The sequence below is a fragment of the Nocardia sp. NPDC051900 genome (assembly GCF_044452545.1).
Lineage (GTDB): Bacteria > Actinomycetota > Actinomycetes > Mycobacteriales > Mycobacteriaceae > Nocardia > Nocardia sichangensis.
The window spans coordinates 232,432-253,431 of record NZ_JBITBU010000004.1 but is presented as its reverse complement, the minus strand read 5'-3'; the positions used below and the strand labels follow the sequence as shown (position 1 = coordinate 253,431).

20 protein-coding genes are annotated in these 21,000 nt (G+C 70.3%); 11 read left to right on the top strand and 9 right to left on the bottom strand.

Features of this window, described 5'->3' with window-relative positions; all coding sequences use genetic code 11:
• The first annotated feature begins 167 nt into the window (after positions 1-167).
• The 7 genes from ACIA5H_RS08150 (at position 168) to ACIA5H_RS08120 (ending at position 7,484) form a co-directional block, all read left to right on the top strand.
• Positions 168-1,634 carry an aldehyde dehydrogenase gene (locus ACIA5H_RS08150; RefSeq protein WP_397074760.1) on the top strand — a complete coding sequence of 489 codons (1,467 nt, stop codon included), beginning with the start codon at positions 168-170 and terminating at the stop codon, positions 1,632-1,634.
• Positions 1,635-1,667: 33 nt separating this feature from the next.
• The gene (locus ACIA5H_RS08145) at positions 1,668-2,420 is read left to right on the top strand and encodes an SDR family oxidoreductase (RefSeq protein WP_355078351.1); all 753 of its coding nucleotides are present in this window, start codon (positions 1,668-1,670) and stop codon (positions 2,418-2,420) included.
• Positions 2,417-3,295, top strand: a complete 879-nt coding sequence (locus tag ACIA5H_RS08140; protein WP_397074758.1) for an NAD(P)-dependent oxidoreductase — start codon at positions 2,417-2,419, stop codon at positions 3,293-3,295. Before ACIA5H_RS08145 ends, ACIA5H_RS08140 begins: the two co-directional genes overlap by 4 nt.
• Positions 3,292-3,696: a carboxymuconolactone decarboxylase family protein gene (locus tag ACIA5H_RS08135; protein ID WP_379255540.1), complete on the top strand. Its 405-nt coding sequence runs from the start codon at positions 3,292-3,294 to the stop codon at positions 3,694-3,696. The genes ACIA5H_RS08140 and ACIA5H_RS08135 overlap by 4 nt, the downstream gene beginning before the upstream one ends.
• A 14-nt stretch (positions 3,697-3,710) precedes the next feature.
• Positions 3,711-5,180 (top strand): FAD-dependent oxidoreductase, encoded by a 1,470-nt coding sequence (locus ACIA5H_RS08130; RefSeq protein ID WP_379255538.1) that lies wholly within the window; start codon positions 3,711-3,713, stop codon positions 5,178-5,180.
• A gap of 33 nt (positions 5,181-5,213) precedes the next feature.
• On the top strand, positions 5,214-5,792 hold the full coding sequence (locus ACIA5H_RS08125) for a TetR/AcrR family transcriptional regulator (protein ID WP_397074755.1): 579 nt from the start codon (positions 5,214-5,216) through the stop codon (positions 5,790-5,792).
• Positions 5,793-5,897: 105 nt separating this feature from the next.
• The gene (locus tag ACIA5H_RS08120) at positions 5,898-7,484 is read left to right on the top strand and encodes a GMC family oxidoreductase (RefSeq protein ID WP_397074753.1); all 1,587 of its coding nucleotides are present in this window, start codon (positions 5,898-5,900) and stop codon (positions 7,482-7,484) included.
• A 13-nt stretch (positions 7,485-7,497) separates the two neighbouring features.
• Here ACIA5H_RS08120 and ACIA5H_RS08115 read toward each other — a convergent pair whose 3' ends face one another.
• The gene (locus ACIA5H_RS08115) at positions 7,498-7,845 is read right to left on the bottom strand and encodes a DoxX family protein (protein ID WP_379255535.1); all 348 of its coding nucleotides are present in this window, start codon (positions 7,843-7,845) and stop codon (positions 7,498-7,500) included.
• A 105-nt stretch (positions 7,846-7,950) separates the two neighbouring features.
• On the opposite strand from ACIA5H_RS08115, the gene ACIA5H_RS08110 reads away from it, so the two are divergent.
• Positions 7,951-8,829 carry a sigma-70 family RNA polymerase sigma factor gene (locus ACIA5H_RS08110; RefSeq protein ID WP_397074751.1) on the top strand — a complete coding sequence of 293 codons (879 nt, stop codon included), beginning with the start codon at positions 7,951-7,953 and terminating at the stop codon, positions 8,827-8,829.
• On the opposite strand, the gene ACIA5H_RS08105 is transcribed toward ACIA5H_RS08110, so the two are convergent.
• Positions 8,794-9,795: a helix-turn-helix domain-containing protein gene (locus tag ACIA5H_RS08105; protein ID WP_379255532.1), complete on the bottom strand. Its 1,002-nt coding sequence runs from the start codon at positions 9,793-9,795 to the stop codon at positions 8,794-8,796. The two genes, ACIA5H_RS08110 and ACIA5H_RS08105, sit on opposite strands and share 36 nt — an antisense overlap.
• Positions 9,796-9,944: 149 nt before the next feature.
• The gene (locus ACIA5H_RS08100; protein WP_379255530.1) at positions 9,945-10,421 is read right to left on the bottom strand and encodes an HAD-IIIC family phosphatase; all 477 of its coding nucleotides are present in this window, start codon (positions 10,419-10,421) and stop codon (positions 9,945-9,947) included.
• 396 nt (positions 10,422-10,817) lie between these two features.
• On the opposite strand from ACIA5H_RS08100, the gene ACIA5H_RS08095 reads away from it, so the two are divergent.
• From ACIA5H_RS08095 to ACIA5H_RS08085, 3 genes are all read left to right on the top strand, one after another.
• A complete protein-coding gene (locus tag ACIA5H_RS08095; RefSeq protein ID WP_356968133.1) occupies positions 10,818-12,038 on the top strand; it encodes a helix-turn-helix domain-containing protein in 1,221 nt (406 codons plus the stop codon).
• 220 nt (positions 12,039-12,258) lie between these two features.
• Complete coding sequence (locus ACIA5H_RS08090) at positions 12,259-13,629, top strand: amidase (RefSeq protein WP_397074748.1); 1,371 nt, start codon at positions 12,259-12,261, stop codon at positions 13,627-13,629.
• Between the two features lie 241 nt (positions 13,630-13,870).
• Positions 13,871-15,163, top strand: coding sequence for a DUF5933 domain-containing protein (locus tag ACIA5H_RS08085; RefSeq protein WP_397075047.1), 1,293 nt, complete (start codon positions 13,871-13,873; stop codon positions 15,161-15,163).
• Between the two features lie 185 nt (positions 15,164-15,348).
• Here ACIA5H_RS08085 and ACIA5H_RS08080 read toward each other — a convergent pair whose 3' ends face one another.
• From ACIA5H_RS08080 to ACIA5H_RS08055, 6 genes are read right to left on the bottom strand one after another with little or no spacing between them, the layout of a single operon-like run.
• The gene (locus ACIA5H_RS08080; RefSeq protein WP_397074746.1) at positions 15,349-16,755 is read right to left on the bottom strand and encodes an AMP-binding protein; all 1,407 of its coding nucleotides are present in this window, start codon (positions 16,753-16,755) and stop codon (positions 15,349-15,351) included.
• Entirely contained in the window at positions 16,748-17,350 is a 603-nt protein-coding gene (locus tag ACIA5H_RS08075; protein ID WP_397074744.1) for an energy-coupling factor transporter transmembrane component T family protein, read from the bottom strand. The genes ACIA5H_RS08080 and ACIA5H_RS08075 overlap by 8 nt, the downstream gene beginning before the upstream one ends.
• On the bottom strand, positions 17,347-18,027 hold the full coding sequence (locus ACIA5H_RS08070; protein WP_355078365.1) for an ABC transporter ATP-binding protein: 681 nt from the start codon (positions 18,025-18,027) through the stop codon (positions 17,347-17,349). Before ACIA5H_RS08070 ends, ACIA5H_RS08075 begins: the two co-directional genes overlap by 4 nt.
• Positions 18,024-19,151, bottom strand: coding sequence for a thiolase family protein (locus tag ACIA5H_RS08065; protein ID WP_397074741.1), 1,128 nt, complete (start codon positions 19,149-19,151; stop codon positions 18,024-18,026). The genes ACIA5H_RS08070 and ACIA5H_RS08065 overlap by 4 nt, the downstream gene beginning before the upstream one ends.
• Entirely contained in the window at positions 19,148-20,269 is a 1,122-nt protein-coding gene (locus ACIA5H_RS08060; protein WP_397074739.1) for a class I adenylate-forming enzyme family protein, read from the bottom strand. The genes ACIA5H_RS08065 and ACIA5H_RS08060 overlap by 4 nt, the downstream gene beginning before the upstream one ends.
• On the bottom strand, positions 20,262-20,846 hold the full coding sequence (locus ACIA5H_RS08055) for a biotin transporter BioY (protein ID WP_397074737.1): 585 nt from the start codon (positions 20,844-20,846) through the stop codon (positions 20,262-20,264). Before ACIA5H_RS08055 ends, ACIA5H_RS08060 begins: the two co-directional genes overlap by 8 nt.
• Positions 20,847-21,000: the final 154 nt, after the last annotated feature.

Sequence of the window (21,000 nt, the reverse complement as noted above, 5' to 3'; positions counted from 1 at the left end):
AGAGCTCACTTCTCCGCTCAAACGAAACACCGGCGGGAGTCGATACAGGTCGGGTCACCTGACGCCCAGATCTCGGCGAGAATGGCAGAGTTAGAACCTGTTATTGCCACCGATCACGTTCCAAGACTATATTCCGTACACGTGTCCAGACAGTATCGGAGTAATCCATGAGCAGCCTTCTGCCCGCCGACGGGTCCCGCCTGCTGATCGGCGGCAAGCTGGTCGAGGGCGCCGACGGTGTCTTCGCGACGGTGAACCCCGCGACCGAGGAGGTCCTCGGCCTCGCCGCCGACGCGAACGCGGCCGACCTCGACGCGGCCGTCGACGCCGCGCGGACCGCGTTCGACGAGACGGACTGGTCGCGCGATCACACCTTCCGGGCGCGCTGTCTCGCGCAGTTGCGCACCGCGCTGGAATCCCATGTCGAAGAACTGCGCGAGATCACGATCGCCGAGGTCGGCGCACCGCGGATGCTCACGAGCGGCCCGCAACTGGAAGGTCCGGTCGCCGACCTCGGTTACGCGGCCGGGCTCCCCGCGACCTACGCCTGGGAAACCGATCTGGGCGTGGCCGCGCCCATGGGCATCAAGACACGCCGAGTACTGCGCCGCGAACCGATCGGTGTGGTCGGGGCGATCACGCCCTGGAACTTCCCGCACCAGATCAACTTCGCCAAACTCGGCCCGGCGCTCGCCGCGGGGAACACCGTCGTGCTCAAACCCGCTCCGGACACCCCGTGGTGCGCGGCGGCGGTCGGCGCCATCATCGCCGAGGAGACCGACATCCCGGCCGGTGTGGTGAACATCGTGACCTCCGCGGACCACACGCTCGGCGCCCGGCTCACCGCGGATCCGCGCGTCGACATGATCAGCTTCACCGGGTCGACGGCCACCGGCCGCGCCGTGATGACCGGCGCCGCGACGACATTGAAGAAGGCGTTCCTCGAACTGGGCGGCAAGTCGGCGTTCATCGTGCTCGACGACGCCGACATCGCGGCGGCCTGCTCGGTGGCGGCGTTCTCGGTGTGCGTGCATGCGGGACAGGGGTGTGCGCTGTCCACCCGGCTGCTGGTGCCACGCGCCGCCTACGACCGAGCGATCCAGGCGGCCGCGGCCACGCTCGGCGGGATCGAGCCGGGCGATCCCGCCGACCCGCGCACGGTCTGCGGGCCGCTGATCTCCGAGCGACAGCGCGCCAGGGTCGAACGCTACCTCGACATCGCGCGCGCCGAAGGCGGCCGGATCGTGGTGGGCGGCGGGCGGCCGGACCGGGAGCGCGGCTTCTTCGTCGAACCGACGTTGATCGCGGACGTCCCCAACAGCTCGACCGTCGCCCGCGAGGAGATCTTCGGCCCGGTGCTGGTGATCATCCCGCACGACGGCGACGAGGACGCCGTCCGCATCGCCAACGACTCCCCCTACGGCCTGTCCGGTTCGGTGTGGGGCAACGACCCCGAACGCATCCGGCGCGTCACCGAAGGCGTGCGCACCGGGACGCTGAGCGTCAACGGCGGCATCTGGTACTCCGCCGACGTCCCCTTCGGCGGCTACAAGCAATCCGGCCTCGGCCGCGAGATGGGCATCGCCGGTTTCGAGGAGTACCTCGAGACGAAAGTCATCGCCACCGCGGCCTGACCGTCGCGGGACAACACAGAGGAGCTGAAGTCCATGGCCCGTTTCACGGGAAGATCCGCCATCGTCACCGGCGCCGCGCAGGGCATCGGCGCCGCCTACGCGCAGGCGCTGGCCGCCGAAGGCGCGAACGTCGTCGTCGCCGACAAGAACGCCGAAGGCGGCGCGGCGGTGGTCGAGAAGATCGTCGCCGACGGCGGCACCGCCGTGTTCGGGCAGGTCGACGTGTCCGATCCCGAATCCGCTACCGCGCTCGCCGATTTCACCGTCGCCGAATTCGGCGCCATCGACCATCTGGTGAACAACGCCGCCATCTACGGCGAGATGAAGCTGAACCTGCTGCTGACCGTGCCGTGGGACTACTACAAGAAGTTCATGAGCGTGAACATGGACGGCGCGCTCGTCATGACCCGCGCCGTCTGGCCGCACATGTCCGAACGCCGCAGCGGATCGATCGTCAACCAGTCCTCCACCGCCGCGTGGCTGTATTCCAGCTTCTACGGGCTGGCCAAAACCGGCGTCAACGGCCTGACCCAGCAATTGGCCTTCGAGCTGGGCGGATCGAACATCCGCGTCAACGCCATCGCGCCGGGTCCGATCGACACCGACGCCACCAGGTCGGTCACCCCGGACGTGATCGTCGACGACATCGTCAAACGCCTGCCGCTCAAGCGGATGGGCACTCCGCAGGATCTCGTCGGCGCCTGCCTGTATCTGCTGTCGGACGAGGCGAGCTGGGTCACCGGGCAGATCTTCAACGTCGACGGCGGACAGATCGTGCGATCATGAGCGCCCGCATCGGATTCCTCGGCCTCGGCAACATGGGTGCGCCGATGGCCGAGCGCCTGCTGGAGTGGCCGGGCGGGCTGACGGTGTGCGATATGCGGCCCGAGGCGGTCGAGCCGTTCCTCGCGGCTGGAGCGGAGGCTGTCGCCTCGGCGGCCGAGCTGGCCCGACAGGCCACCGTCATCTCGATCACCGTGGTGAACGACGCCCAGGTGCGCGAGGTGATCACCGGACCGGAGGGCCTGCTGCGGACCGCAGCACCGGGCACCGTGGTCGCCGTGCACTCAACGATCAGCGACCGCACCGCCGAGGAACTCGGCGCGGTCTGCGGCGAGCGCGGCGTCGAACTGGTGGACGCGCCGATCAGCGGCGGCGCACCCGGCGCGACCCGCGGCGCGCTCGCGGTCATGGTCGGCGGCAGCGCGGCGGCGTTCGAGCAGGTGCGCGAACCGTTCGGCTGCTTCGCCGACCTGATCGTGCACGCCGGGCCGGTCGGCGCGGGCACGCGCATGAAGTTGGCGCGCAACCTCTTGCACTTCGTCTCCTTCACCGCGGCCACCGAGGCGCAACGGCTGGCCGAGGCGGCCGGTCTCGACCTCACCGCGCTCGGCAAGGTGGTACGGCACTCCGACGCGGTCACCGGAGGGCCCGGCGCCATCATGCTGCGCGACACCACCGCCCCGATCCAGGACGGCGACTTCTGGTTGCCGATCCTGCGGCACGTGCGCGACCTCGGGGAGAAGGACCTCGGTCTCGCCCTGGAGTTGGGCGAACGGCTCGGCACCGCGCTGCCGCTGGCCGAACTCGCACTCGACCGGCTCGGCCCCGGCCTCGGCGTCGGGACCGGCACCTCCGTATCGGAAAGGCAATCCTCATGAGCGACAACGGTTCCGGCGACTCCGCGCGGCAGCGCGGGCTGGCCAAGATGGCCGAGGTCTACGGCACGGAATTCCAGGAGTACCCCGGCGCCCACTTCGCCGTCACCGCCGACCACCTCTTCGCCGACATCTGGTCGCGGCCCGGGCTCACCATCCGCGACCGCAGGCTGCTGCTGCTCGGCGCGCTGGCGGCGCAGGGCGCGATCGACACCGCCGGCATCCAGATCGGGGCCGCGCTGCGCAACGGCGAACTCACCGAAGACCAGCTGCACGAGATCGCGGTGTTCCTGTGCCACTACGTAGGTTGGCCGAACGGCACCAAACTCGACATCCTGGTGGGCACGATTGTGGCGCAGCAGAAGAAGGCCGCCCGCGCGCAGTCCGCGCCCGCCGAGCAGTGAAGGATCCGTTGACCATGTCCGACGCCACCACCATCCGCCCCCTGCGCGCCAGCCGAGTCGAGAACTGGGACCACCGCGCCGACGTCGTCATCGCCGGATACGGCATCGCGGGCGTCTGCGCCGCCATCGAGGCCGCCCGCGCAGGCGCGGACGTGCTGGTCCTGGAGCGCACCGGCGGCTGGGGCGGCGCCGCCGCCCTGGCGGGCGGATTCATCTACCTCGGCGGCGGCACACCGCTGCAACAGGCCCTCGGTTTCGAGGACACCCCCGAGAACATGGAGACCTTCCTGCTCGCGGCGCTGGGGCCCGGCGTGGACAAGGCGAAGATCGCCGACTACACCCGCGGCAGCGTCGAGCACTTCAACTGGCTGGTGTCCTGCGGCGTGCCGTTCCGCGAGGCGTTCTGGGGCGAGCCGGGGTGGGAGCCGCCGCACGACGAGGGGCTGATGTACTCCGGCGGCGAGAACGCCGCGCCCTTCAACGCGATCGCTGGACCCGCTCCGCGCGGCCATGTTCCGCAGATGGCCGACAAGCGCACCGGGGAGAAGGGCGGCGGCTACATGCTCATGAAACCGCTGGCCGACACCGCGGAAGCGCTGGGCGTGCGCGCGGAGTACGACATGCGGATCGCGCGGCTGATCGTCGACGACGACGATCGCGTGGTCGGCGTGCTCGCCCGCCGCTACGGCAAGCCGGTCGCCATCCGTGCCGAACGCGGCGTCGTGCTGGCCACCGGCAGCTTCGCCTATCACAAGGAGATGATCGAAGGCTACGCGCCACGACTGATCGGCAGGCCCGCCGCGGCGATCGAGGAACACGACGGCATCGGCATCCGGCTGGCGCAGGCGCTCGGCGCGCAGCTGGCGCACATGGACGCGACCGAGGTGGCCTTCTTCGGTGACCCGCAGTTGCTGGCGCGCGGCATCCTGGTCAACGGGCGCGGCCAGCGCTACATCCAGGAGGACACCTATCCCGGCCGGATCGGCCAGGCGACGCTGATCCAGCAGGACAACCAGGCGTACCTGGTGATCGACGAGGCGTCCTACGAGGAGGCGCTGACCACCGAGACCTCGACGCCGTTCTTCCGCCAGCCCCCGACCTGGGTGGCGGAAACCATCGCCGAGCTGGAAGCCGAGATGGGCCTGCCCGGCCAGGCGTTGCAGGCCACGGTGGAGTGCTACAACCTGCACGCCGCCAACGGCGAGGACCCGTTGCTGGGCAAGAAGCCGGAATGGCTGCGCCCGCTGCGCGGATCGGTGGCGGCGTTCGACATGCGCGGTTTCACGGCCGGTTTCACCCTCGGCGGACTGCGTACCGACCTCGATTCCCGGGTGCTGCACGTCTCCGGGGAGCCGATCCAGGGGCTGTTCGCGGCGGGCCGGTGCACCTCCGGCCTGTGCGCGGGCGGTTACGTCAGCGGCGCGTCGCTGGGCGACGGCAGCTTCTACGGCCGCCGGGCCGGTATCGCGGCGGCCAAGAACTGAACCGTTCCAATCCGCCTAGTAGGATCCAGACACATGTCCGAACCCGATTCCGTCATTCTCGAGGCGACTCGCCGCAGGCTCTCCGGCAAACAGGCCGACACCGTCGACAAGCTGACCCGCTCGGCGGTGGAAGTGCTTGCGCGGGAAGGGTTCGCGGGCATGACCATCCGGATGGTCGCCGCGGCTGCCGGGCTCGGGACGGCCACGGCGTACACCTACTTCTCATCGAAGGAGCATCTGGTCGCCGAGATCTTCTGGCGGCGGCTGATCGCCTCGCCGTCGCCGGTCAGCGAGGACCCGGACCCGACCGTCCGGGTGGTCGCCGAACTGCGGAACATCGCGATGCTGGTGGCCGACGAGCAGGAGCTCTCCGGCGCGGTCACCAGCGCGCTGCTCGGCCGTGATCCCGACGTCGAGCATCTGCGCGGACGCATCGGCGCCGAGATCCGCAAGCGCATCATCCGCGCCCTCGGTCCGGACCCGGACCCCGACGTGGTCGAGTCGCTGGAATTGCTCTACGCGGGCGCGCTGGTGCGCGCGGGCATGGGCTACGGGTCGTACTCCGAGATCGCCGACCGGATCGAGGCCTCCGCGCTGTTGATCCTGCGGTAGCGCGGACAATGCCGGACGACTTCGAGCCGGTTACCCGAAACCGGGCCGCACGGCGCGTGCTTGCTCGTATCTTTGCCGTAGTCGGTGCAGATCGGAGTGGGAAAAGTGCAATCTGGTGAGCTTTCCGCGGACTACGTCGTCGTCGGTTCGGGATCGGCGGGCGCGGTGGTGGCGAATCGGCTCAGCGCCGATCCGGGCACCACGGTGGCGCTGCTCGAGGCGGGCCCGCCGGACAAGAACAAATTCGCGCACATCCCCGCCGGGTTCGCGAAACTGTTCCGCTCCGAGGTGGACTGGGACTACCTCACGCAGCCGCAGCCGGAGCTGAAGAACCGCGAGATCTACTGGCCGCGCGGCAAGATGTTCGGCGGCTCGTCGTCGATGAACGCCATGATGTGGGTGCGCGGCTTCCGCGCCGACTACGACGAGTGGGCGCTGCTGGCGGGCGCGGAGTGGGGCTTCGCGGCGGCCGTCGAACAGTTCCGGCGCATCGAACGCGTAGAAAACGCCCAGTATCCCGACGAGGGCACCGAAGGTCCGCTGCACGTCTCCCGCCAGCGCAGCCCGCGCGGCCTCACCGCCGCCTACCTCGCCGCGGTCCAGGAGGCGGGCTACCAGGTGGAGCCGCCCAACCGGCCGCAGCCGGACGGGTTCACCGAGACCATGGTCACCCAGCGCGGGGGCCGTCGGTGGAGTACCGCGGACGCTTATCTGCGGCCCGCCTTGCGTCGTCCGAACCTCACGATCCGCAGCGAAGCGCTCGCCACCCGGGTGCTGTTCGACGGCACGCGCGCCGTCGGCGTCGAGTACCGCCAGGGCGGTGTCACGCACACGGTGACCGCGCGGCGCGAGGTCGTGCTGTGCGGCGGCGCGATCAACAGCCCGCAACTGCTGATGCTCTCCGGTATCGGCGACCGCGACGAACTGGCCCGCCACGGCATCGAGGTGCGTCACCACGCGCCGGAGGTGGGCGCGAATCTGCAGGACCACCTGGTCGCGGGCATCGGCTACGGCGTCGCGGAGGATTCGCTGTTCGACGCGGAGAAGCCGCGCCAACTGCTGGACTACTTCATCCGGCATCGCGGCATGCTCACCTCGAACGTCGGCGAGGCGTACGGGTTCATCCGCAGTAGGACGGATCTGGAGTTCCCCGACCTGGAGCTGGTCTTCGCGCCCGCGCCGTTCTACTACGAGGGACTGCAGGACCCGACCGAACACGGCGTGATCCTGGCGACGGTGCTGCTGCGCCCGCAGAGCCGAGGCCGGATCGCCTTGTCCGACGCGGACCCGTCCGCCAAGCCCCTGATCGATCCGCGCTACCTGTCCGACTCCGGGGGCGCGGACCGCGCCGCCATCATGGCCGGGCTGCGCGTGTGCGCCGCCATCGCCGCGGAGCCGTCGATGAAAGCGGTCCTCGGCCCGCTGATCTACCCGCCGCAGGCGCCGGCGGAACCGGAAGCCGTGCTCGAGCTGACCCTCAACTCCTACGCGCACACGCTCTACCACCCGGTCGGCACCTGCCGCATGGGCACCGACACCGCCAGCGTCGTCAACCCGCGGCTGGAAGTGCGCGGCGTACAAGGGCTTCGGGTGGCCGACGCGTCGGTGATGCCGCTCATCATCCGCGGGCACACGCACGCACCGGCGGTGTTCATCGGCGAGCAGGCGGCTTCGTTCATCCTCGCCGGGTAGGGGGTCTTCTCGCCTACGACGCGACGAAGAGTCCGAGCGAGGCGGCGGCCAGCAGGAGATACGGCAGCGGGTATCCGATGTGTGTGTAGTGCCGCGCCCGGACCACGGTCAGCACCGCGCCCACGAAGTAGAGCACCAACCCGGCCGCCGCGGCCGCACCGATCGGCGGAAACGCCGGACCGGCCAGCAGTCCGGCCCCGCCGAGCGCCTTGACCACGGCCAGGGGCGTGAGCCACGAATCCGGGATTCCGTAGGCGCGCATGTTCGTCCGCACCCACTCGGCGCGGACCACATCGATACCGGCCGCGAGCAAGGCGGCCGCGGCCGCGAGCACCGTGGCGACGACGTAGGCGATGTCCATGTCAATACCCTTTCCTCAGGTGCCGCGCCCGGCCCGGACGACGGTCACCTGTGAGCTGTCGAATCCGTCATCCCGATGACGGACCACAGAGCGGAAAGGTGACCGATGCCCACCGAAGACGGCTTGGCGCGGGAATTCGAGGTGCAGCGCGACCATCTGCACGCGGTCGCTTACCGCATGCTCGGCTCACCGAGCGAGGCCGACGACGCGGTGCAGGAGACCTGGTTGCGGCTGGCCCGCCACGACGTCGAGGACGTGCGCAACCTCCCGGGCTGGCTCACCACCGTCGTGTCCCGGATCTGCCTGGACATGCTGCGTGGCAGGGCGGCGCGGCGCGAGGAACCGCTCGACCACCCGCCGCGGCTCGACAGCGGCGCCGAGGAGAACGAGCCGGAGCGCGAGGCGGTCCTGATCGAGTCGGTCGGCCGGGCGTTGCTGGTGGTGCTGGACCGGCTCGGCCCCGACGAGCGGGTCGCGTTCGTCCTGCACGACCTGTTCGCGGTGCCGTTCGACGAGATCGGGCCGATCGTCGGCCGCACCGCGCCGACCGCCAAGAAGCTGGCCAGCCGAGCCAGGCAGCGCGTGCGGGGCGTGGATGTCACGGCGGGCCCGGAGCTCGCCGCGCAGCGGCATGTCGTCGAGGCGTTCCTGCGCGCGGCGCGCAGTGGCGATCTCGACGGGCTGTTGTCCGTCCTGGCGCCCGACGTGGTCCGGACGGCCGACGCCGCCGCGCTCCCCGCCGGAGTGGCCACGACCGTGCGCGGCGCGGGGTCGGTCGCCGCGGAAACCGTGCTGCTGCAGAGGCGTTCGCAGGTGGCGGCGCTCGCGCTGGTGGAAGGTCACCCGGGTATCGTCGTCGCCCCGCGCGGCAGGCTGCTGCTGGCGCTCACCGTCACGGTGCACGGCGACCGGGTGGCCGGATACCAGGTGACCGCCGATCCGTCCCGGCTACGCGGGCTCCCGATCAGCCTGTTGCCCTGCTGATTTCGATCCGCCTCGTTTCAGCGCACCGGCCGCATCCGGCTCGGCGCGCTCCGCCGCTCGGCGCCGCCGGAATTCTCGCGGCGTCTCGCCGAAACGGGCCTTGAACGCCGCGGAGAACCACGCCGGGGTGAATCCGGCGCGAATCGCCAACTCGCGGATGGGATCCTCCCGGGTGGGATCGTCCAGCAGATCGCGCGCGGCGCGCAGGGCCTCCTCCCGCCGCACGTCGCGATAGGTGGTGCCGACCTGCTGCAGCACCGAGCGCAATTGCCGGGGCGACCAGCCCAGCGCGTGCGCCACCGCGGGCAGGCGGACGTCGTCCCGGCCGACGTTGGCGCGCACGTACTGCCGGATCTGCGCGACGACCTGAGCGTGATGACCGCGCTGCGGATGGGTTTCGCCGAGCGAGATCAGGCTCAGCAATTCGGCGATCCGGTCACAAACCGCGTTGAACTCGTGGTCGGAGAGGTTCGACTGCTCGGCGTGGGTGCTGCGGATCATGGCCTGGGTGATCCGGCCGAGTCCGGAGTTCAGGTCGATCGTCATGCCGCGTTCGGCGAGCGGTCCCGCGCGATGATCGAGTTCGGCCCGGGGCAGCTGGATGGCGAAGGCGGACAAGAGCGGGATATGGATCTGGCACAGGTCGTCGAGTGCGGTCACCGCGGCCTGATCCGCCCGCGCCCGCGTCTCCTCGCCGCGATAGCGCACCGAGTACACGCCCCGTTCGGGGATGACCACCCAATAGAAGTCGTCGCACGGACCGTGGCGGATGTTGGTCCGGGTGCGATAGGAGGTACTCGTTCCGCGCTGCTCCCAGCGCAACAACCGGTAGGCGGTCGATTCCTGCACCGTCATGCCCGAGTACCACCGTTCGGGATCGCCGTACCGGTAGTCCATCGGAACGAAACCGTTGGCGATCGCGGTCCACGATTGGGCGTCGTTGGCGGTCACGCCGTAGCACTTCATGGTGAGAACCTATCGCCGCTGGATCCACCGCATATCGTAGTGCCGGCCAGAACGATACGGCTGCCGCGCGAACCTCGCGACGCTGGGAAGTCCGAGCCGCAGCGGACGGCTCGGCCGCCGATTCCGTCGGCGCGCCGCGCGTTACGCACTCAGCGCACGGGCACCCGGGCGAAGCCGAGCGGCGGCGTCGGCGCGGGCCCGGTGCGCAAGACGGACCGGAAATCGGGCAGCACCGGCAGGACGTCGGCATTCCGGGCGGCATAACACCGCACGGCGGGAAGCGCACGGGCCACCTCGGCGCGCTCCACCGGCTCGTGGTCGATGAAGCCGATGGTGTCGAGTCCGAGGCCGAGCGTGCGCGCGATTCGGACGATCGCCGAAGATTTGGGGCCCCAGCCGATCTCGACGGCCGAGAACATCTCGTAGACGCCGTGCCGGTACAGCTTGTCCAGCGTCCACTCACGCTCGCCGCGACTGGCCACGGCATGCCAGATCCCGCGTTCGCTGAGCACGCGCAGGGTGCGCAGCGCGGCGGGCCGCAACGCGCCGACGGTCGCGTCGCACACGGCACCGTCCCACAAGGTGTTGTCCACTTCCCAGACAAGACATCTCAGAGCCGGTGTCATCGCCCTGCCCCTATCGTTGCGTCATCACTGCCTTTCCGCCGTGGCGTGCGCGACAGATGGGCACTGCACACCATCCAGGACACGACACGTGCCGGACAAGACCCTGGTTACATGGCCATGACCGGCGCGGGTGATCCTACCGGCATGTCGGCCGCGCCTCGCGGCAACGACCGAACCGGCTGCGCTCCGCAGCCGGCGGCGAGCCGGTGGGCCGAGCCGGAAATGGGCAGGTGGTCACCGGAAATCGGTCGCACGTCCAGCTGCTGTGACCGCTCACAACTCCCTGCCGGACGGTCTCACTCGCTCTCACAGAACCCGTCGATCGAGTCCGCGAAAGAGATCAACAGATTAGTGTGAATGCGCTGCACAGCAATCGTGGGCGGAAGGGAGTCGCCAATGTCCGTCGACAGTTCGGCCCGGCCGAGCCTGACCCTGTCGGGAAAGCCGATGTCGTCGCCACTGAAAGACGTTCGCGGGCTATCGCGTCAGATGGTCGGCCACTTCGTCGAGAACGTCATCCCGTGCGGAACCCTACCGGGTGACGCCATCGCAGGCGACGTCACCACCATCACCCGGGTCTGCCTGGAGCTGGCGGTGAGCATGCTCGACGGTAAAGACCTCCCGGAGAAACTCCAGCGGCTCGGCGACGCCGCCGCGGGATGGGCGCGGGAGGGAGTACCGATCGACACCATCCACCACTCGATCCACGAAGGCTTCAAGATGGGCCTGGAGCTGGTGGTGTCCGACGCGACGATGAAGGACTACGACGACCTCGTCGACGGCGCCAAGATGGTCGTCGAGATGCTCGACATGATCAACTCGGCGGTCTCCATGGCCTACGTCCGCGAGCTGCGCGCGGTGGTCAGCGAGCACCACACCGCCGTGCACACGCTGACCTCCGCGTTGCTCGGCGGGCACAGCACCTCCACCATGGCGCGCGAATGCGGCATCGCCATCGCCTCCTCGTACGCCGTTCTGGCCGTGGCGATTCCGCCGCACCGCGAGGAGCGCAATCCGATGGTCGACGGCAAGGTCGTCGCCCGCAGGAAACTGCGGCGGGTCCAGGCCGAGCTGGCAACGCGCTGCGGCGAGGCCGCGCTGTCGCTGCTGAGCGTGGACGGCGGCACGGTGCTCATCCCGTCGGGCCACTTGAACAACGAGCAGCTCGACGCCCTGGTCACCCAGCTGTCGCACGCCGCGCAGGTGGGCGTCACCGCGACCATGGTCGAGGCCACCCCCGAGAAGATTCCCACCGCCGCCGACCAGGCGCACGAACTGCTCGACATGGTGCAGCGATTGCAGGCGGTGGCCGGGCTGTACCGCTTCGACGAGCTGGCGCTGGAATATCAGCTGACCAGACCGGGGCCCGGCCGCGAGTACCTCGGCTCGCTGCTGGATCCGCTGGACGCGCACCCGGAACTGCTGGAGACGCTGCAACGGCACATCGCCAACAACCTCAACCGGCAGCGCACGGCTCGCGTGCTGCACGTGCACACCAACACCGTCGACTACCGGCTCAAACGGATCGGACAGCTCACCGGATTCGACCCGTCGCAGCCGTCGGGTCTGTGGTATTTGCGCTCGGCACTCGTCGCCCGCACGTATCGCACGACCTGACCGCTCGACGCGTTCACGGGTTCGTCGCCGTCCGCTGCCGGCGGCGGACCGCGACGACCCCGCGTGGATCACTCGCCCCGCCGCCCGTTCCGATGCGCGGGAACGACAAGGCGCTGGTCATTGTGGTGTCACAGATCGACGATTACCGTGAGCCACGAGTTACGAAGGCCGGTGGCGGCACAGCCCGGGTCGTCGCAACCAGAGGTACCAGGAGGTTGCGATGACATGGGTGGGCGCGTCGGCGGGAGAAATCGCGGCGGGAGTTCGGAGCCGGGAGGTATCCCCGCTGGAGGTGGCCGACGAGCACTTTGCCCGCATCGCTGCACTGGATACACGGATCAACGCCTTCCGCATCGTGCGCCACGAGCAGGTGCGCCGCGAAGCCCGCGCCCTGGCCACCCGTAGCGATCTCGCCGACCTCCCGCTCGCCGGAGTTCCGGTGGCGGTGAAGGACAATCTCGACCTCGCCGGGTGCGTGACCGGCCACGGTTCGCGCGCGGCGCGGCAGACCGCGGCCGAGTCCGACAGTGAGCTGGTCCGCAGGTTGCGTGCCGCGGGCGCGCTGCTGATCGGCAAGACCAATGTGCCCGAGCTGTGTCAGTGGCCGGTCACCGAGAGCGTCGCGCACGGCATCACCCGCAACCCGTGGCTGCTCACGCACACTCCGGGCGGATCCACCGGCGGCGGCGCCGCGGCGGTCGCCGCTGGAATGGCGGCGCTCGCAATCGGTTCCGACGGCGGCGGTTCGATCCGCATCCCGTCGTCCTGTTGCGGGCTCGTCGGCCTGAAGCCAGGCGACGGCGTCATCGCGCGGCCTCCCGAACTCGGCTCCAATTGGCTCGGCTTGTCGACGTTCGGACCGCTGGCCACCACGGTGTCCGACGCGGCCTTGCTGCTGGCGGTGCTCACGGCCGACGACCGCTACCTGGCACCGGCCGCACCCCAGCGGACCCTGCGAATCGGCATGACCGCTCGGCCACCGGTTCTCGGAGCCTCCGTCGACCCGCAGGTGCGCACTGCCATGCTGGCGGCGGCCGAAGCGCTGCGTGCGGCGGGCCACACCGTCACCGAGGTGGCTCCGCCGTGGCGACCACAGGACGCGCTCGGTTTCCTCGCCCGCTACTTCGCCGGCGTCGCCGAGGACACCACCGACCTGAGCGCGGACCTTTTGGAACCGCTGACCCGCAAGGTGGCCCGGGCCGGACGCGTGATCGGCCGGATGCGTCGTGTACCCGACGCTCCCCCGGCACGGCAGTCCGAACGATTCGCCGCGTGGTTCACCGAGCACGATCTTCTGCTCACGCCCACCCTGGCGACCCCGCCGGTTCCGGTCGGAACCTTCGCCGGGAAGGGGTTTCCGGGCACCCTGCTCGACGTATCCCGCTTCATTCCCTTCACGCCGCCGTTCAACACGGTCCGTTACCCGGCGATCTCCGTTCCCGCCGGGCAGTCCGACACCGGACTGCCCATCGGTGTGCAGCTCGCCGCGGCGCCCGGCGGCGAAACCACGTTGCTGGCGGTCGCCGCACAGCTGGAGCAGATCCGTCCCTGGCAGCGGCACGCTCCGCTGGCCGACGCGTCGATCCCGTAGCGGACCGTCACCGCCGCTCGCGTCAGCACCGCGGTCCCCGAAAAAGGATCGACCCCAGCCGTTTTCCACTGACCGGACCCGGACGGCGCGCTCCCGCCAGCGCGCGGGCATCTCCGCGTACATATGCCGTTAATGCCGTGTTTACGATGTTGCGGTGCTTGTGAACGACGTGCGAGGGAGCTTGACCCCACCGGGCGAGCGAGTGGGTATCGAAGAGCTCCGAGAGCGTCGGTTCCGGCCGATGGTCGTGTGGTGCGGTATCGCGGCCATCGTGGTCGCGCTGATCGGCGGCGAACTCATGGCCGCGCACATCGGGGCGCTGGGCCCGCTGACCAGCCTGCTGCGGGATTACGCCGGAACACCGAAGTCGGCGACCACACCGTGGGCGGGATTCCTGCTGGCCTTGGTCGGGATCACGGCGCGCGCACGCTTGGGCGCCGTCGCCGCGGCGATCGGCGTCGACCTGGTGTTCGTCCTGATCAGGACGGCCGAGGGGCGTCCGTTCACGGTCGGCAACGGCCCGACCATCGTGCTCACCGCACTGGCGGTGCTCGCGTTCGTGCGGTGGGACGGACAACGACGCCGCACGGCGTTGCGCACCATCGCCTTCGGCGCGCTGCTGGTCGCGGCGACGAAGATCAGCGAGATCTGGCTGGACATCACCGCGTGGGCCTGCCCGACAGTCCTCGATCCGTATGTACAAGTCGCCGATCGCGCCCTCGGCAGCCCGTCCTGGCTGGTCGGGCACACGCTCGAGGTGGCGGGACCGCTGGCGACGGGTGTGGTGCGCTGGGTGTACTTCGAGCTTCCGCTGGCGGCAGTCCTGGTCGCGGCCTGGCAGTTACGCGGCGTGACGACCAGCGCGTGGCCACGGCACTACCTGGTGCGCACGTTCCTGACCCTCGGCCTCGTCGGGCCTATCTGGTACGTCGTCTTCCCGGTGGTGGGGCCGGTGCTCGCCTACGGACCGCAGGGACTCGGCTTCGAGATCGCCGACGTCTGGCCGGACGTCGTTCCGACCGTTCCGTCCTCGATCGACGCGCTGCGCTTCGACGGCATCACGCCGCGCAACTGCATGCCGTCGCTGCACACCGCCTGGGCGCTGTCGCTGTTCATCCACTCCCGGCGCGGCCCGCTGTGGTTGCGCTGGGGCGGGGCGTTCTGGCTGGTGTGCACGCTTGTCGCGACGCTCGGCCTGGGCGCGCACTACGGCATCGACCTGGTCGTGGGCGCGGCGTTGTGCCTGACGGTGGAATCCGTGCTGCGCGAGCCGGATCGGGGCTGGGATCAGCAGCGCGTCCGGATCGTGGCCATGGGTGTCGGCGTCTGCACCGGCGTGCTGCTGTGCATCCGCTTCTTCGCCGTGCCGATGGCAACGCACCCGCTGCCGTCCGGCATCGTGATCCTCGGCGCGCTCGGCGCGCTGGCGATCCTGTTCTACCTGACGTGGTTCGGTACGTCGTCGGCGGAATCGAGCAGCTCGGCCCCGGCGGTGGATCAGCCCGCCGATCGTCGGATAGACGCGTCGCGGTGATCTGTGTGCCGTCGGCTTCCACGTCGACGGCGCCGCGACGATTATCGTCCCGGTCAAGGGAAGGTCGCATGAGGCGCAGAGGATTGCGCTTCGGTGGCCCGGCGAAGGGGGTCACATCCCGGCGGAGCTGAGGGGCCGCGCGGTCGGTGACGAGCGCGTACCACCGTCCCTTCGCGCTCCGGTGATCAGCGATCGACCTCAGGGCGGCCGACACGGCGGTGCGCGGCCAACGTCGAGGCCAGCGCCGCCCGATCCAGTTTGCCCCGCGGCGTACGCGGCAGCCGGTCCACGACCAGAATCCGCACCGGCATACTCGGGCTCGGCAAGGTCGCGCGCAGCCGCCGCCAGATCTCGTCGGCTTCCGGTGCGCCCGCGCCGAGCACGATCGCCGCCGCGGGCGCTTCCCCCATGCGCGCGTCGGGTACGCCGATGCAGGCGGCCTCGGCGACACCCGGTATCGCCGTGAGCGCCGCTTCGACGGCGGCGGGTTCCACGTTGAGGCCCGCCCGGATCAACATCTCGCTGTCCCGGCCGAACAGCCGCAGGCGGTTGCCGATCACCTCGCCCCGGTCGCCCACCGTCATCCAGCCGTCGACAGGACCGCCTGCCACGCCGTCCGCGGTGAGGTAGCCGTCGAACAGCATGTCGCTGCGCACGTACACCAGGCCGTCGCGGACGCACGCCTCGACACCGGAGAACAGTTCGCCCGCCGACTTCTCGTCGGCACTGCCGAGCCCACGGTCGTAGGACACGAAACTCAGCTCGGACGCACCATAGAAGTGCACGAGCGAGGCGTTCGGCAGGACCTCCCGCAACGCTCGCCGTCCCGCCAGCGGCCACCGGGCCGCCGAGGACAGCACCTCCCGGACGCCGCCGACCTGGCCGATTCCCGCCCGCACCACGTCCCACGCGATCGTCGGCACCGAATACAGTTGGGTCGCACCGTCGTTCAGTGCGTCGACCACCGGTCGCAGGTCTACCGTCGCACCGCGAGTCAAGGCGTGCAACGCGCCGTAGAGGAAATGCGTGTGGTCCAGCACGCCGGGCACCGAGACCCGGTCTCCGGCGCCGATATCGAAGGTGGCATCGGAGCGATCCAGCGTGGCGGCCCACGACCGCTGATCGCGCACGAAGAGCTTCGGCTCACCGGTGGTGCCGGAGGTGATGCCCACCAACAGTTCGGCCTCCGGTCGCGCCCCGGCCGCCGGAGCATCGGATGCCAACGCGGCGGCGGTCCGTACGACGCCGTCGAATCCCAGCCGCCGCAACCGCCGGTGCTGGTGCGGCGCCGCGACGACGGCTCCCGGCTCGGCCAGCGCGAGGACACGGCCGAACTGATCGGGCAGCAGATGGCGGTGCAGCAGGACGACGCTCACCCCGGCGTGCATCGCCGCGGTCACCGTCACCAGGGATTCGACATCGGACGTGGGCAGCACGGCCACCCGGCGCATGCCGTCGAGCCCGGCGGCGGTGCGCAGGACCTTCGACCAGAACCGCTCGTAGTCGACCACCTCGCGTCCCGAGACCACGGCGCTCGCCGCGGGATTCGCCGCGGCCCGCCGAGCGATCCGCGCGGCGAGCAGTTCAGTCATCGTCCACTCCCCTGGCGGCGAGGGCATCGCCCATCGCGTCGGCCGTCCGCAGCGCGCGTACCAGCACCGGCGTGACCAGCGCCGTCATCGACCATTCCAGGCCGCGAGCGCGCCGGGCCTCGGCGACGTCGTGCACGATCCCCGCCAGCAGCGGGACACACCGGATGGCCAGCGCCAGCAGCAGGCCGATCCGCTCGGGATCGACACCCACCCGCCGCAGCGGTCCGAGCCACCGGGTCACGGCGTCGAGCAGGTCGCTCACCCGGGTGGTGAGGGTGAACAGCGCCGCGAGCGCCACCGAGACCACCAGCAAGCCGCACACCACCGCGGCCCGCGCGGGCGAGGTGATCAGCACCTGGAAAACCGCGATGACCAACAGCATCCACACCAGCGGACGCAGTTGGGCCACAGCGACCCGCCACGGAATCCCGGCTACCGCGAATAGTCCCGCCACCACCGCCCCGGTGGCCAGCACCTGCGGTGGAGTGCGCACGAATACCGTGGTCGCCACGATCGACGCCAGCAGCAGCACCAGCTTCACCCCGGCGGGTATCCGGTGCAGTGGCGAATCGCCCGGACGGTACAGGCCGATCATTCGACCGACGCCCGGTATGCCGCGAGGGCGTCGCCGGGCGTTCCGTCGAACACCACCGCCCCGTCGTCGATCACGATGACGCGTTCGAAGCTCTCCAACAGCGACAGCTGATGCGTCACGACGATCACCTGCTGATCCACCGCGTCCAGCGCGTCGGCGACGACCCTGGCGTTGCGCAGGTCCAGCAGAGTGGTCGGCTCGTCGGCGACGATCACCTCCGGTCGCCGGATCAGGACCGCGCCGAGGGCGAGCAGCTGTTTCTGGCCGCCGGACAACAAGTGGGCGGGGTGCTCGGCGTGACCGGCGAGCCCGAATCGTTCCAGGATCTCCCGCACGCGCGCCGCGATCTCCTGCTTGCTCAGGCCGGTCCGCCGCAGTGAGAAGGCGAGATCCTCGGCGACCGTGGGCATGACGATCTGGGTGTCGGGATCGGTGAAGACGAACCCCACCTTCCGTCGCACCTGCGCGCCCTTGCGGGCCGCGTCGACACCGTCCACCGTGACCGTGCCGGAACTCGGCGTCAGCAGGCCGTTGATCATGCGCGCCAGCGTCGACTTGCCGGAACCGTTCGACCCGATGACGCCCACGCGGCGCTCGGTGATCCGCAGGTCGATGTCGCGCAGCACCTTTCGCTCGCCGAAGCGGTGACTCACCGAGTCGAAGACGATCTCACTCACGACACTCGCTCCACCAGGACCGCGATCCCCTGCCCGCCGCCGATGGCGCAAGCCGCGAGGCCGAGCGCCGGGCCGTCCGCACGCAGCATCTGACTCGCCAGGCGCACCAGCAGGATGGCCCCGGACGCTCCCCACGGGTGCCCCATCGCGATGGCGCCGCCCTGCGGGCAGATCGTGGACTCGTCCAGGCCCAGCTCGTCGGCGACCGCAAGGACCACCGACGCGAAGGCTTCGGTGATCTCGACGACGCCGAGGTCCGCTACACCGAAACCGGTCCGACGCAGCAGTTTTCGGATCGCGGGTACCGGACCGAGGCCCGGGTACGCCGGGTCTGATCCGGCGACCGCGCAGCCGAGTATCCGCAGAGCGGGCAGCCCGGCGGCCATCGCCTCGGTGGTGACCGCCATGGCCGCCGCCCCGTCGGAGATGCCGCAGGAATTGCCCGCGGTGGCGGTGCCGTCGACGCCGAAGCTGGGACGCAGGCGCGCGAGCCGGGCCGCGGTCATTCCCTCCCGGATGCGTTCGTCCCGGTGCACGCCGCCGACCGGCACGATCTCCGCGGTGAAGTCGGCGGCCGCGGCGAGCGTGTGCGAGCGGGCCGCGTAGGCGTCCTGCCGCTCCCGGCTGATGCCGCGCGCTCGCGCGAGATCGTCGGCGGCCGCACCCATGTCCGGATCGGGAAAGCCCGGTGGCGCGAAGGGGGCGCGGGTGTATCGCACCGGCTCGGCGTCCGCCGCGGGCGGCCAGAAGCGCCACGGGGCGGTGCTGGCCGATTCGACCCCGCCGGCCAGGAGAAGTTCGTCCGCGCCGCTGCGCACCCGCAACGCCGCCTGCATCACCGCGTCGAGGCCCGAACCGCACTGCCGATCGACGGTGACGCCCGGAACGTGCACGCCCAGCCCAGCACGCAAGGCGGCGACCCGGGCGGGATCACCGCCGGGCCCGAGGCAGTTGCCGAGAACCACGTCGTCCACGTCGGCGTCGATGCCCGCGCCGCGCAGCGATGTCAGCACCTCGCGCAGCACGGGAGCGGCCAGGTCGGTGATGGTCAGATCGGACAATCCGTGGCCCGCGTTGCCGATCGGCGTGCGGCGCGGCGCTACCAGGACGGGAACCGGGCTCATGCCAGCAAGTCTTTCAGTTCGCCCCTGGCCACCTTCCCTGCGGCGGTGCGCGGCAATGCGGGCAGCGGCACCCACCGGCGCGGCATCGCCTCCTTCGCCAGCACGCGGCGTGCTCGCGACCGCACCTCGTCGAGCCCGGCGCGTCCGTCCAACTGCACCGCGGCCGTGACGGTTTCCCCGAACACCGCGTGCGGCGAGCCGATCACCGCCACCGCGGCGACGCCGTCGAGCGCTTCGAGAACGCGCTCCACCTCTTCGGCGACCACCACGGTGCCGCCGACGTTGATCGCGCAGTCGCCCCGGCCCAGCACGGTCAGTTCACGGTCGTGGCCCAGTTCGGCGAGGTCACCGACGCCGAACCAGTCGGGCGCGCCGAGCACGCGGTAGGGCGACCGGACGTAGAGCAGTCCGTCGCGCACCTCGGCCTCGACCCCGTCCAGCAGCCGCATCGGCTCCGGAACACGGCGCGCCGCCACCAGCGAGACCTCCGAGGACCCGTAGTACTCGACGACATCCACGCGGCCGGCCGCCGCCAGCGCACCGTCGTCGAGCGCGATGCCCGCGACGATCGCGGTGCGCAGGCGCGGGCAGGCAGCCACCACCTCACGCAGTACGGCGGGCACCGCGTGCACCACGGTGGCTCGCGACCGGTCGTCGGTGACGCACGCGCCGCGCCACAACGCGTGCAACGCACCGAACAGATGCATGGTCGCGTGCAACGGACCGGTGATCAGTACGCGGTCGGACGCCCCCACACCGGTGATCGCGGTGAACGCGGGGAAGCTGTCGTACCAGGAGGCTGCCGTGCGCGCCAGCGGCCGGGGACGGCCGGTCGAGCCCGAGGTCGCCACCAGCAGGAACGCCCCAGCCGGGATGCCGGTACGGTGCGGGCGCGCGGCGGGATTCTCGACGAAGACCGGGATGCCGCGCCGGGCCGCGGCGCAGACGCGGATCAGCGCGTCCGGAACCGGCAGGGCCGAGGCGTCGTAGACGTGCTCGTCCGGGTTGTCGGCGATCCACCGCTCGATCGCACGGTCGAGTTCGCGGTAGGTGAAGCGGCGGCCACCGAAGTCGACGGCAGGCGCGTCGGCCGCGCCGCCGAGTTCGGGACTAGGCACGGATCACACCGGGATAGGCGCGGTGCACTCCCTTGGCCACCACGGTCGCGACGACGACTTTGAGCAGGTCGCCGGGAATGAACGCGAAGTTTGTGGTGACGGCGGCCCGCACGCCGAGATCGGTGCGCAGCAGCAGGCCAACGGTGCCGAACAAATAGATGATCAGCAGACCGCCGACGGCGTTGATCAGCAGACCGAGCACGATCGGGTATTTCGGCAGGATGCGGGCGGTGCCGAGCCCGATGAACAGCGCCGCGGGAATCCAGCCGATCAGGTACCCGGCGCTGGGACCGGCCAGCGCCGTCAGACCGGTACGGCCGCCGGACAGCAGCGGCACGCCGATCATCGTGAGCGCCAGGAAAACCAGAACCGCCGCCGTTCCCTTGCGCGCCCCGAGCACCGCACCGGCCAGGATCACGCCGAGGGTCTGCACCGTGATCGGCACACCGCTGAACCCGACGGTGATGGCGCCCGGCAGGCCCAGCGCCGCGATCAGCGCCGCGAAGACGGCGATCTGCGCCATATCCCGCGCGGAAACACCGGCCCTCGGCTCCCGAGAGTTCTCGACACCCTCCACGACAACCCTCCGCCTAGAACTTGAACGACGTTCAAGGTAGCAAACCGAGTACGGCGGCGCGCACCGAGTTCGGTGTGATCTGTCCTCCGATCGTCGGACAGATTTTTCGTGCCCGCGCGGCCAGACTCATCCGATACCGGGAAGCCGGGCCCGC